Annotated in this window: 7 protein-coding genes; 2 read left to right on the forward strand and 5 right to left on the reverse strand. The window is 39.5% G+C overall.

Annotated features, from left to right (window positions below):
* From HWV00_RS01370 to gorA, 5 genes are all read right to left on the reverse strand, one after another.
* A complete protein-coding gene (locus HWV00_RS01370) occupies nt 1-882 on the reverse strand; it encodes a Dyp-type peroxidase (RefSeq protein WP_211684373.1) in 882 nt (293 codons plus the stop codon).
* Nucleotides 883-940: 58 nt separating this feature from the next.
* Nucleotides 941-2731 (reverse strand): aminopeptidase P family protein, encoded by a 1791-nt coding sequence (locus tag HWV00_RS01375; protein ID WP_211684374.1) that lies wholly within the window; start codon nt 2729-2731, stop codon nt 941-943.
* Between the two features lie 231 nt (nt 2732-2962).
* Nucleotides 2963-3868, reverse strand: a complete 906-nt coding sequence (locus HWV00_RS01380; RefSeq protein ID WP_211684375.1) for a DMT family transporter — start codon at nt 3866-3868, stop codon at nt 2963-2965.
* A 182-nt stretch (nt 3869-4050) separates the two neighbouring features.
* The gene (locus tag HWV00_RS01385; RefSeq protein WP_211684376.1) at nt 4051-6075 is read right to left on the reverse strand and encodes a methyl-accepting chemotaxis protein; all 2025 of its coding nucleotides are present in this window, start codon (nt 6073-6075) and stop codon (nt 4051-4053) included.
* Between the two features lie 239 nt (nt 6076-6314).
* Nucleotides 6315-7670 carry a glutathione-disulfide reductase gene (gene gorA, locus HWV00_RS01390; RefSeq protein WP_211684377.1) on the reverse strand — a complete coding sequence of 452 codons (1356 nt, stop codon included), beginning with the start codon at nt 7668-7670 and terminating at the stop codon, nt 6315-6317.
* A gap of 259 nt (nt 7671-7929) precedes the next feature.
* On the opposite strand from gorA, the gene prlC reads away from it, so the two are divergent.
* Nucleotides 7930-9969, forward strand: a complete 2040-nt coding sequence (gene prlC / locus HWV00_RS01395) for an oligopeptidase A (protein ID WP_211684378.1) — start codon at nt 7930-7932, stop codon at nt 9967-9969.
* A 214-nt stretch (nt 9970-10183) separates the two neighbouring features.
* Nucleotides 10184-13168, forward strand: a complete 2985-nt coding sequence (locus tag HWV00_RS01400) for a bifunctional diguanylate cyclase/phosphodiesterase (RefSeq protein ID WP_211684379.1) — start codon at nt 10184-10186, stop codon at nt 13166-13168.
* The last annotated feature ends 52 nt before the right edge of the window (nt 13169-13220 follow it).

Raw genomic sequence — 13220 nt, forward strand, 5'->3', positions numbered from 1 at the left:
TTAATTCATCAATGTATCTAATTCTGTTTGAGAAGGGGCAAACCAGTATGATCCTGTTACCGCATCTGAATAATCAATGAGTCTATCAGTTACGCCATCTGGCACTCCATACATACGTTGAAGTTGAGTCGTAAAGCGTAATTGTTCACATGCGAATGCTAAAAAGTATAGTCCGTGTTCGGATGCGTTACCATAAGGAGAGCTACGGCGATAAATTTTCATCCCCGATACATCGGTACGGCTAACGTGTGAATTCGCTGGCATCGCATCGCCTGATAACTCAATATCGTCTTCTTTTGTTCGCCCTACAACGGCCTCTTGCTCTGGTACTGGCATCGCATTGAAACTATTTAGATCATGAACCCATTTTTGTGATAGTACAAAGCTACCGCCTGCACCTGATTGCCCTTCTGGAATCAATGATGCTAACTGGCGTGCATCTTCTTTCGGATTGGCTGTACCATCCACAAAACCAATTAAGTCACGATTTTTGTGATATTGGAATCCTGAGATATCTAGCTGCGTATCAGCGATTTTAGTCAGTGCTTTTTGAATATGAAATGCTTGCTCTAAAGTATGGCTGGCATTGTCACTGTGGATCCAGAACATGACATCACCTTGAGTCGCGATTGCTTTTTTACCGTGTGGGCTAGCGATTTCGGTAAAGTCATCAAATGCGCTTAGCTCTAAATCAGGTAATAGGGTATTCGTCGCATTACGACCAAAAGCCACAACAATGTGAATATCATCTGTTTGTTTGCATAACGCAGCTTGTAATGCGCGTTGAATATTTGCTAAGTAAACATCTTCTTTAAAGGTATATTCTAAGTGATGGTAGCTTTGGCTTTGTTCATTAAAAATGGCGATTTGTGGTTGGGTCATGCCAACTCCTTTAATGCATAACCAATCTAATCGCTTAGATTGGTTAGTTAATATGTAATTAAATAGCGTGTGTAGCCTGAGATAGCCACTGTAAGTCAGAACCTGTTAACAATGGCGATAATGCTTTATTTACTTGTGCATGATAGGCATTGATCCAGTTTACTTCGTTCTGTGATAGTAGTTGTTGATCTATTAGATGCAAATCAAAAGGAACCAAGGTAAGGGTTTCAAATTCATAGAATGTCTTACCATCGTGACCGCTGTCTTTAGCGACAACATAGATTAGGTTCTCACAGCGGATACCGTATTCATCTTGTTTGTAGTAGCCCGGCTCATTCGATACAACCATACCTGGTAGTAAAGGAACCCCGTTTGAGTTTTTACCAATACGGTGTGGACCTTCGTGTACGTTAAGAAAGCAACCAACACCATGACCAGTTCCGTGGTCGTAATCATAGCCTTGCTGCCATAAGAACTGGCGTGCGAGTGAATCTAATTGACCACCACAGGTGCCAGCTGGAAATTTCATTTGAGCAAGTGCGATATGGCCCTTTAATACTAGGGTAAACATTTTCTTATGTTCTGCGCTTGGTGTACCAATGGCTACAGTACGCGTAATATCAGTTGTTCCATCAAGGTACTGAGCACCTGAATCGAACAGGTAAATACTGTCCATTGGCAGCTGTGCTGGTACGCCATTATTATGATTGTAATGACACATAGCGGCATTCCCACCGGCTGCTGAAATCGTATCAAAACTTAATTCAACGAAGTGCTCGTTCGACGCTCGGAAACTTGTCAGTTTGTCAGAAAGGTATGCTTCATCATGTAAGTTACCCGCTGCTACTTCTTTTTCTAACCAATTCAGAAAACGCACTTCAGACGCGCCATCACGAATATGTGATGCTTGCATGCCTGATAACTCGACTGCGTTTTTACACGCTTTTGGTAGTGCAACTGGATCATCACCTGTAATTAATGTTGCGCCTGCTCGTAGCGCTGTTAACTGACTAAACGCATTTGATGCTTCAGGATCGGCTAATACATTTAGCTGTTGTTCACCGAGTGCTTGGTAAGTGGCTGTTGCTTGTTTTTCATCGACAATCTCAACACCTTCGCCTACGTGGTCGTGGAAGCCTGCTGGGATCTTCGCTGGGTTCGTGAAAAAGGTCATTGAACCATCTTTACGTAGTACCGCACTACCAAGAATAACGCAGAAACAATGAATATCTTTACCACGAATATTCAATAACCAAGCGATCGAGTCTAGTGCACTAATAATAACGGCATCAGCACCTTGTTTCGCAATATCGGCACCGATCTGTTGGCGTTTTTCTAAGCTTGATTGACCCGTGTATTTTTCGTCGAGCAGTAGACCGACGTTTTCTGTTGGTGTAGGTCTGTCTGACCAGCTTAAATCAACTGGATTTGCATCAACGGCAACTAAGTTGATATTTTTTTCTGTTAAGGTTTTTTCACTCGCGTTATGCCAATTTAGATTATGTACTTTAGCGTCATAACCCACGTTCGCATTAGCAGGTAATTGCTCGCTTAACCAAGCAACATGAGGTGTTTCATGAAGATGATAAAACTCAAAGCAATCGCCATTAACTTGTTGCTTTACCTGAATGGTATAGCGACCGTCAGTAAAGATAGCTGCACGATCTTTTAAAATGACAACCGTACCTGCTGAACCGGTAAAATCGCTGCACCATAATAAACGTTCGTTATGTGCAGGCACATATTCACCAAGGTATTCATCTGCACGGGGTACGATGAATGCGTCTAAGTTTGCTGCATTCATATGTGAGCGTATTGCCGCTAATTTCTGTTCTATTGTTTGAGGCATTTTGCTGTCCGATTTATCATGTTACCGACGCGATAAGTTGCGTTGAGCGGGTACATGTTTTGGTTATAGAAAGAGATAATATTGAAACATTAACCTGTTCGGCTTTAGATATGCAAGAGGAGGTAGTGAGGATTGTGATGTTTTTAGTAAATTAAGCAGTGATAAAATCAATTATTCACTGCTTAACTTTTCGTGCTGAGATATGTTTTATATCGTCTTTGCTGGTGGCTATTATTTTGTTGCCACCACCTGACGCTTTCTACGCCAGTTAATTTGTTGGATAACAAGCCCGATAATAATTGTTATTAAGCCAATAAACGTTGACGGATGAACTTCCTCACCGACAATCGCGCTTAATAAAAATAATGAAATAAAGGGTGAGATAAAAATAAGGTTACTGACCTGCGCGGTGTTCGTCGCTAGTTTAATTGCCATTAACCAAAGAACAAATGAAATACCCATTTCAAACAAACCAATATAAACCGCCCCTAAAATGCCTTCGACAGAATTAAAGTTAAAATCGGCTAGTAACGCGGTCGCGATAAAAGTAAAAGGTAAGCTTAATAAAAATCCGAGTAGCAAGCTAACAATGGGATCATTGTTATTTTTGGCATTGATGATCCAATAACTTGCCCAAATTAATGTGCTCAATAATGCAAAGGCAACGCCGAGTGGGCTTTCAAAATTAAGCCCCAATAAGTCACCTTTAGTTGCGATTATTAAGGCTCCTGTATAACTGAACAGTATTGCTACCCAATCTTTTTTACGGATCTGTTGTCCTAAAAAAGGCACAGACAGTAATGTGAGGGTAATTGCCCAGGTGTAATTTAAGGCCTGTGCTTGTGAGGCGGGTAATAAATCATAAGCCTTAAAGAGCACTAAGTAATACAGAAATGGGTTAATGACGCCAAGGGTAAGATAAAATAGCGGCTGTTTTACAAAATACTGTTTGAGTAGATGTAATTTTTTTTGTTGGTAAGTAATCCCCAACAATAAAACGATACTGGTTAATGAAGCAATCAACACCATTTGAATCGGTGCAAAATGGCTAAGTGTTATTTTAAATGCAGATGCAACAGTGGACCAGAGTAATACTGTTATCAAGCCGAACAGCATGGCTTTTTTTTGATTTTTCATTAGTACCAATTTCGAGGGTGGATTAAGGCGTGCAGGCAGTGTAATCGGCAAGTTTATTCAAATCTAGTATTTCATGCTGGATTACTGATATTCAAACAATGAAATGGTGACTTAAAGGGGGGAATGTCTCTAAGCCACATAGAATTAAGATAGATTTTAGATTGGTTTGTTAAGTTGTGAATTTAAAACGCATATTCCTCGGCAACTTCAGAGAGCTTATCTGCAACCGTTAATAAGTTATGTGCTGATTGTGTTGCGCCTGTTGCAACTGAACGTGCAGAGTCCGCACCCGCAGAAACATTACTGACATTACGTTCCACTTCCTCTGCGGCGAGGCTTTGTTCTTCAATTGCGCTGGCGATTTGGTTATTGAGTGAGACGATCTTATCGACTGACAGAGTAATGGCTTCAAATGTGTTTGAGGCTTCTTTGGCCTGCATGACGCCCATGTTTGCTTGCTCTCTCCCTGTTGCCATAACTTTAACTGATTCTTTGGCTCCAGATTGTACACGCTCAATCATAACTTGAATTTCATTGGTTGATTGCTGGGTTCGACTCGCTAATGTTCTAACTTCATCTGCGACCACGGCAAAACCACGGCCTTGTTCACCGGCTCTGGCTGCCTCAATCGCTGCATTTAATGCTAATAGATTGGTTTGTTCTGCAATACTTTTAATCACTTCAACGACACCACCAATATCAGCGCAGTGACTTTCTAGTTTTTGAATCGTGTCACTCGACGTCTCAACCTCAGATGCAATTGCGTTGATTGCGATGATGGTTTGGTCTACGACTTGTTTACCTTCCAATACCGCGCGTTCAGCATCATGGGTTGCACTTGTTGCATCATTGGCATTGATGGCCATATCTGCGGATGTTGCAGCCATCAGCTTTATTGATGCGGCAATTTGATGGGTTTCTGTTTGCTGCGCGGTAATCGTTGTTTCTGCTGAGTTGGTCTTGTCAGTAATATCACGCACTGAACTATGCACATCCACAGCACTACTATTGAGTTGTTTGACTAATGTGCGCATACCATCAATGGTGCTATTAAAATGCTGAGCAATAATGGCTAGTTCGTCATTACTGACAATATCGACATTTTGAGAGAGGTCACCATTTGATACATTCAGCGCCACTTGACTAATGCTGCGAATTGTCTCGGTGAGTGAGATATAAATACTCAATAGGATGATCACACAAACGATGAATAAAATAATAAGCATGGTGTAAAAGATATTAAGCTCATTATTTTTATCACTGAGTCTGATGGTTATTTCATTGCCGAGTGTATCGAAGGCGGTTTGATATAAAGTATTGGTTTTAATTCGCAGCTCTTCGCCTAGAAGATACAGGGTATTTGGATCAATTTTAATTTCGGCAGATACAGTATTAATTAATTGGCGGTCAAGTAAATCTTCCAAGGTTGCCATCGTTGCTTTGATTTGTTCTAGAGGTGCTACAAGGGTATTTCCGTATGCAGGATTTACCGCGAGTAGGGCTTGGACATCGTCATTTGTTGCAGATGAGATAATTCTGAGTTGATCGATGCGGCGACTTAAATCATTAAAGCTGGTGGCGGTAAATTCAGCAAATGCTGCTGTCTCGGCTGCTTTGTCTGTGACCTGATAAGAAAAATCAGTTAATCGTGGTAACTGACTTTGAGTTAAATTAATGAGGTAATAGCTGCTTAAGTGAGAATCAAAGAGTAATTTACTTTCGCTATTGATCTCACGTGTGCCGATACGAAGATTTTCTAGCATTAAATCAATAGCATAAAAAATTTCTTCAGGTAATAAAAAGTCACTATCGGCTTTTAGTTTTTGCCAGTCAGCGGTAATTTTATCAAATGCAGACAGTTGTGAACCTGTTGCGGCTGTATACGCTCGGTAGTATTGATTAAATGTGTTTTCTGCCAGTTCTTGTGCTTGCTGTATGTTGTCATCACCTGGCTCTAGCTCTGCTACTTCTAAGCTTAGTAAGTGACGGTAATCAATCAGTTTGTTTGCGACTTCAGGCAAGGTTGTTAAAAGTTTATAACCCTGTAGTTCAGATTCTGCAAAGGTAATATCTTTTTGTGTTTGCGAAATAATAGTAGAGGAAAAAAACACAATTGGAGACGCGAGCAATAAGATCACAAGGCCAAATTTTTTTTGAAATGATAATCGACTAATCAGGTAAGTGACGGGTTGCAGTAATTTGCCCATAAAAATATCCTTATCAATATGGTAGGGGAGTTTTGGCTTAGGAGTATGATTAGACGGCTCATGCCAACGCATGATTAATATATCCAGTTGTTGAATAAATGTTAAGTATTTTGTGTGCGCATTTAACAAGTAAGACGTTGTTTCGTGATCTCTATGGCGAGACTGGGGAATATTACTGACATAGTGGGTAGAAAATAGATGTGCATATCAAGTATATGCACATCAGATGCGAAATAAAATTAACGCATTGTTACGAATTCTTCAGAGCCTGTAGGATGGATTGCGACAACGCTATCAAAATCAGCTTTTGTTGCCCCCATCTTCATTGCAACACCAAAGCCTTGGATCATTTCGTCAACAGCAAAACCAATACCGTGTAGACCAACAACTGTTTCTTCTTCACCAGCACAAACCAGTTTCATTTTACAAGGTTGGCGGTTTGATGTGATTGCAGTATACATAGCGGTAAAACCAGATTGATACACTTTTACGTTTTCTTCACCATATTGTGCAATTGCTTCTGGTTCTGTTAAACCGATAGTACCAATTGGTGGATGGCTAAATACAACGGTTGGGATCAGGTTGTAATCCATTTTCGCCGTTGTTTTACCGTTAAATAGACGTTCAGATAATTGACGGCCTGCTTTAACTGCTACTGGTGTTAATTCAACACCACCTTCCATGATGTCACCTACACAGTAGATACCATCTATATTTGTGTTCTGGTATTCATCTACCTTGATGTAACCACGGTCATTGGTTTCAACGCCCGTTGCTGCAAGATTAATCTTGTCTGTCGAAGGATGACGACCAATCGCCCAGATTAGCGTATCAACATTTTGTAATTCGCCATTTTCAAGGTGAAGAGTGATAGAACCATCAGCTTCTTTCACTACTTCTTTTGGTACTGAGTTAGTATGTAGTGTAGGGCCTTCGGTATTCATTACATCAACAAGCGTATCAATCACCATAGGATCAAAACTACGTAGTGGTGATTCTTTACGAACAAATAGATGTGTTTCGCTGCCTAAACCGTGTAATACACCTGCAAGTTCAACGGCAATGTAACCCGCACCGATAACAGCAACACGTTTTGGTTGTTCTGTTAATTCAAAGAAACCATTCGAATCAATGCCGTGCTCTGCACCCGGTACATTTGGAATCGTTGGCGCGCCACCTGTTGCGATCAGAATATGATCTGCAGTGTAAGTTTCGCCATTAACGCTTACTGTGTTTTTATCTACAAATGTAGCAAAGCCTTTGATAACAGTAACCTTGTTATTGCCTAATACATTGTCATAAGACGTATGAATACGACCAATGTAAGCTTCGCGTGCTGCAACTAATTTACCCCAATCAAGGCCTTTATTTTCTACATCAAAGCCATAGTCTTTTGCATATAGGTGCATTGCTTCTGCGATTTGAGCGCCATGCCACATCACTTTCTTAGGAACGCAACCAACATTAACACAAGTGCCACCTAGTGCATTGGCTTCAATAATAGCAACTTTTTTACCGTACATTGACGCTCTGTTTGCTGATGCAATACCGCCGCTACCACCACCAATTGCAATGTAATCAAAATGCTGTGACATATTTTTATAGTCCTTAAATGAGAAGATAAACTTATTATATGACTAAGTTCATCGCCTTGTTTTTTAATAAAGTTAATTTTACAGTTTAAACTGAATTGACTGATATTATTAGTAGATAAAGCCACTCACTGTCATAACTTTTACCTATCAATCCTAAATTTTACTGCGTGGACGTTTCTTGATATTTACTCGCTATACTTGAAATTATCATTTTATAGCCGCATTAACTAATTAATATCATTATAAATAGGATGACTCTATGACTAACCCACTTTTGACTATGACTGGCTTACCTCCGTTTTCTAGCATTAAACCTGAGCACATTGTTCCGGCAGTAACTCAGGGCATCCAAGACTGTGAAGCTGCTATTGAGCGTGTATTGGCAAATACAGAGACTGTAACTTGGGCTAATTTAGTTGCGCCTTTAGAAGAAAGTGATGATCGGTTAGGACGTATTTGGTCGCCTATAGGTCACTTGAATGCGGTAGTGAGCAGTGATGAATTGCGCGAAGCACATGATGCTTGCTTACCTTTGCTATCAGAATACCAAACTAAAGTGGGGCAGAATCAACAACTGTTTTTAGCGTATCAGCGCTTACATGACAGTAGTGAGTTTGCAACGCTATCAACTGCGCAGCAAAAAGTGATCACAAATGCACTGCGCGACTTTAGGTTATCAGGTATTGATTTAGTTAATGACGATAAGCTGCGTTATGGTGAAATATCGAAACGCATGTCAAAGCTGACATCAACATTCAGCAATAATGTAATGGACGCAACATTAGGTTGGCAAAAAGAAATCACCGATGAAGCATTATTAATTGGTTTACCTGAGTCAGCAAAAGCGGCAGCGAAGGCCACTGCAGAAAGTAAGTCATTAACGGGTTACCTGTTTACTTTAGACTTCCCAAGCTACTTACCTGTGATGATGTATTCTGAGAATAGAGAATTACGTCGTGAAGTGTATGAAGCATTCTGTACACGTGCATCAGATGTAGGTCCTAATGCTGGTAAGTGGGATAACTCGGCAGTTATGGACGAAATTATCTCTCTGCGCCACGAACTTGCAGAATTACTTGGTTTTGCTCATTTCGCAGAAAAATCATTAGCGACAAAAATGGCTGAAACGCCAGATCAAGTCATTGAATTTTTGACAGACCTTGCTGATAAATCGGTTTCTCAAGCGGAAGTTGAATTAGCTGAAATTCAAGCATTCGCGAAAGATAACTTTATGGCACAAAAATTAGAAGCGTGGGATCTGACGTTTTATGCTGAGAAGTTGAAGCAAGCGAAGTACACTATTTCTGATGAAGAACTACGTCCATACTTCCCTGAAGATCGTGTAGTAAAAGGCATGTTCGAAGTTGTTAAGCGTTTATTTGGGCTTAACATTATTGAAGAATTGGGTGCTGAATCTTGGCATGATGATGTGCGTTTCTTCGAGATATTTGATGAAGAAGGCGAGTTACGTGGGAGCTTCTACCTTGACCTGTATGCACGTGAACATAAGCGTGGTGGTGCTTGGATGAATGATTGTTTAACGCATCGTATTAAAGCAGATGGCGAATTACAAAAACCAGTGGCTTACTTAACGTGTAACTTTAATAAACCAGTGGGTGATAAACCTGCGTTATTCACGCACAACGAAGTGACAACTTTATTCCACGAATTCGGTCATGGTTTACACCATATGTTAACTAAAGTAATCCCTGCGGCTGTATCTGGAATTAATGGTGTGCCTTGGGATGCTGTTGAGCTACCAAGTCAGTTTATGGAAAATTGGTGTTGGCAAGAAGAGGCGTTAGCCTTTATTTCAGGTCATCATGAAACGGATGAGCCATTACCGCAAGCAATGTTAGATAAACTGCTTGCTGCCAAAAACTTTAATTCGGCGATGGGGATGTTACGTCAAATTGAATTTGGTTTATTCGATTTCCGTATGCACATGGAATATAACCCAGCACAAGGCTCGAACATTCAATCGGTATTAAACTCGGTAAGAGAAAAAGTATCTGTGTTACCTGCACCAGAGTTTAACCGTTTCCAAAATGGTTTCTCGCATATTTTTGCTGGTGGCTATGCAGCGGGTTATTACAGCTATAAATGGGCTGAAGTATTATCTGCGGACGCATTTTCTCGTTTTGAAGATGAAGGTATTTTTAATGCCGAGACAGGGCGTGATTTTATGGAATGTGTACTTGAACGTGGCGGCAGTGACACACCAATGTCGTTATTTGTTAAGTTTAGAGGACGTAAACCAAGCACTTATGCATTATTAAATCATTCAGGAATTAACTAATGTAATGGATAACTTGCTATAACTGATACGTTGTAGCGGTTATCGTTTAGTTTTGATTTTAAAATAGTAGTAAATTGTGTATTATCTTGACGTGATATTCACCCCTTTATTTTTAGTGCTAAAGTATTACCATAGTTCTAGATGCACTGTGGTAATAGTTGAAAGGATATCAATTTACTACTGCTAAACTAATCGAATTTCTGGACAAGGATGTATGGTTGATACAATCACGCTTAGTGACATAAACATTAATACGAAGCCATTATCTGAAGTAAATCACCTCGATTCATTTCTTACTAATTTAGCGACATTATTGCGTGTTGATACTATCTATGTCGCGACCGTTTGTCCCCAGTCTTCAGAATTATCTATCTTATCTTGCTTGCAGCAGGGTGTGTTAGATACCAATCTTGCTATCGATTTCAAATCAATGCCTTGCTTTGCTGCTTACCAACGCGGCTATGCAGAATATGATCAAGGATTGGCATCTCGATTTCCAGAACAAATACTATTACAAGAATGGCAAACTGAATCCTATTTAGGTATTCGTTTAAATGATGCATCTGGGGAGCCAATAGGTGTATTATCTGCATTCTTCCCTCGTCAACTTTCTAAACATAAACTTGAATTAAATTTAATTCGACTAGTTTCTGGCTTTTTAGAAAAAGAGATCCAAACAAAAAAAATAGCGACAGAACCTGCTGTCGAAACTACTTCTGATATTCCAACAGAGTTAAGCGCTTATACCTTATGGCTAGAAGATAATATAGCGAAAGGGCGTTTAAGTAGTTGGAGCTATTTCCTAGAAAAAGATAGATTAGAGTGCTCTGACTCTGCCGCGAGTATTATTGAAACTGATAATGTAAAAGATTTTAATAAACTGGAAGCATTATTAGCATTGGTACATAAAGTAGATAAATCATCTGTATTGGCTGATTTTAAGAATGCGATGGAATCTAATTCAGCAACATCAGTACGTAGCATTTTTAATATTACGACTTTACAAGGTAATACAAAACGAATTCAAAGTGATATTTATCCTATTGTTGATAAATTTGGGCGAGTATACCGTTTAGATTGTATTAGCAAGGATGTCACTGCTGAAGAGTTAACAAAAAAAAGAGCGTCAGCACAAGAGCGTATTCTTGAGACTGTTTTGGCCACAACACCTGTTGGTTTAGTGAAGTTAAATGCTAATCGTGAAATTAAGTGGGTGAATAAGCAGGCATGTAAAATGTTTGGTTATAAAGTGGATGATTTTTATCGATTGCGTGAGCAAGGTGTACTGAATACCAGTATCCTGAACTTATATTTTGATGAAGATGCAGAGCAATTTGAAGAATACTATCAAGAGATATACGCCAATAAACGTAATAACTTCACCCTTAATACACGTTATCGTCATCGTGATGGCAGCACCTTATGGACGAAGTTAACTGTTACAGCGGTAAGAAATGCAATTAATGATGTGCAGTACTTCATTAATACAATTCAAGATCTCACTGAAGAACAAGATAATCGACAACGTTTATCGATTATTGAAAGCGTTTATAAACACAGTGCTGAAGGCATCATGCTGTGTGATGCTAACGAAAAAATTATTGATGTTAATCCTGCTTTCGAAAGCATCACAGGCTATAGCGCCGATGATGCGATTGGACGTACACATGATTTACTTCGTTCAGGTGTCCATGATGAGCAATTCTATACAGATATTAGCGAAGCATTATTACGCCATGATGAATGGAAAGGCGTGATTTGGAGCCGTAACCGAGGCGGCGATATATTTGCCCAACAAGTGACACTTTCAAGTATTAAAGAGCGCGGTAAGTTAAAGTATTTCTTTGCTGTTTTTACTGATGTGACGGAAGAGAAAAAAACAGAACAGCAAATTATTACTCAGTCTAACTTTGATACACTTACAGGCTTACCTAATCGTCAGTACTTTAGTTCTGAAATGCATCTCGTTATCGATAAGTCAGCGAAGAACGGACAAAAATTTGCCATCCTCTATATTGATATCGATGATTTCAAATCAGTTAATAATTCAGAAGATTTTATGGCGGGTGACCGCTTATTAAAAGAGACCACTGAGCGATTGAAGTATCGCTGTAGAGAAAGTGATTTTCTTGCTCGTATTGATGGCGATGAGTTTGCATTTATTATTCCCGAAATGGTCAATAAACGTCAAGCTGAAGTCTATGCAAAGCAATTACAAGGCGTATTTGCACAAGCTTATAAACTTTCAACCCAACAACGTTATGTTACGGCATCTGTCGGTATTACCATGTATCCAGAAGATGGTGTATCGGTTGAAGCGTTAATGCAAAGTGCAGAACAGGCTATATTTGAAGCTAAGCGTAAGGGACGTAATCAATGCGTTACTTTTACCCAAGAGTTAAGCGATGCCGCGATTCTTAAACATCAGACTGTTGTTGAGTTAGCCGAAGCGATAAAACGCGGAGGTCTTGATGTTTATTATCAGCCTATTGTTGATAATAGCTCTGGAAAAATAGATAAACTCGAAGCGCTAGTACGTTGGAATCATCAGGATCGAGGTTTTATCTCTCCAGCTGAATTTATTCCGCTAGCTGAAGAAGGCGGGTTGATTCAGAGCTTGGGCGAGTATGTATTAGATCAAGCGTGTTGCGATTTAAAAATATTACATGAAGCTGGTTACCCTTTTATGGAAATGAGCGTTAACCGTTCGAGTCTAGAGTTTAAGACTGTTGATATGCAGGCTAGCGAATGGTTAAAAGTTATTTCTTCACACAACTTGCCTTATGAGTCTGTGACAATGGAAATAACAGAAAGCTTATTGATGGATATGGATGGTCAGTATATGCAACGTATTAATGCATTGAAGCATGCTGGCGTAAAAATTGCGATTGACGATTTTGGTACGGGTTACTCATCATTAAATTATCTGCGCAGTTTACCAGCCGATATTGTTAAAATTGATCGTAGCTTTATCATTAATATTCCAGATAACCAACAAGATAATTTACTGCTCGACGGTATTATTACCATTGTTCATAACTTAGGTATGAAAGTGGTTACTGAAGGTGTTGAAACAGAAGCTCAATTGAATTACTTGAAAGAGAAAGAATGTGATTACTCACAAGGATTCTTGTTATGCCGACCAATCCCTCTTCATGAGCTGTTAGAGTTTATCTCTAAAAATGATCGTGTTTTTTAAATTGTATTTTTAATCTTCTATTTAATGATCAACTGAATTTAGGCTGTATTCA

It is taken from the genome of Moritella sp. 24 (genome assembly GCF_018219155.1).
Classification (GTDB): Bacteria; Pseudomonadota; Gammaproteobacteria; order Enterobacterales; family Moritellaceae; genus Moritella.

What these genes read in the sequence shown, in the direction of transcription:
- HWV00_RS01380 (WP_211684375.1), bottom strand. Translation starts at nt 3,868, where the DNA reads ATGAAAAATCAAAAAAAAGCCATGCTGTTCGGCTTGATAACAGTATTA.
- prlC (WP_211684378.1), top strand. Translation starts at nt 7,930, where the DNA reads ATGACTAACCCACTTTTGACTATGACTGGCTTACCTCCGTTTTCTAGC.
- HWV00_RS01385 (WP_211684376.1), bottom strand. Translation starts at nt 6,075, where the DNA reads ATGGGCAAATTACTGCAACCCGTCACTTACCTGATTAGTCGATTATCA.
- HWV00_RS01375 (WP_211684374.1), bottom strand. Translation starts at nt 2,731, where the DNA reads ATGCCTCAAACAATAGAACAGAAATTAGCGGCAATACGCTCACATATG.
- HWV00_RS01400 (WP_211684379.1), top strand. Translation starts at nt 10,184, where the DNA reads ATGGTTGATACAATCACGCTTAGTGACATAAACATTAATACGAAGCCA.
- HWV00_RS01370 (WP_211684373.1), bottom strand. Translation starts at nt 882, where the DNA reads ATGACCCAACCACAAATCGCCATTTTTAATGAACAAAGCCAAAGCTAC.
- gorA (WP_211684377.1), bottom strand. Translation starts at nt 7,670, where the DNA reads ATGTCACAGCATTTTGATTACATTGCAATTGGTGGTGGTAGCGGCGGT.